The organism is Photorhabdus sp. RM71S, assembly GCF_042879355.1.
Taxonomy (GTDB): domain Bacteria; phylum Pseudomonadota; class Gammaproteobacteria; order Enterobacterales; family Enterobacteriaceae; genus Photorhabdus; species Photorhabdus kayaii.
Window position 1 is genome coordinate 1 of record NZ_JBHFKV010000242.1, and the last position, 309, is coordinate 309.

Sequence of the window (309 nt, forward strand, 5' to 3'; positions counted from 1 at the left end):
AATCGCTCAAAAAAGTTATCAGAGATGCTCGAATCTGCGGATTCATATTGAGTAACGATGATTTGAATGGACTTGCTGACTCTGATTTCATTGACGAATATTTTTATGACGTTCAAACGGAAATATTGAAATCAATCTCAATGATTGAACGTTATCTTGAATTGAGTCAAGCACAAGACCCAACGGAACTTGAATTAAATAATACCAGCGGATGGTTTAATTGGGAGGCAAACAATGAAACCCGGCATTTATTATGACATATCGAATGAAGATTATCATCTTGGACCCGGAGTCAGTAAATCACAGTTG

1 protein-coding gene is annotated in these 309 nt (G+C 36.6%); it reads left to right on the forward strand.

Annotated elements, in window-relative coordinates:
* Nucleotides 1-257: hypothetical protein (locus ACGF5R_RS24720; RefSeq protein WP_387693290.1), on the forward strand; the 257-nt coding region annotated here is incomplete at its 5' end.
* Between the last annotated feature and the right edge of the window lie 52 nt (nucleotides 258-309).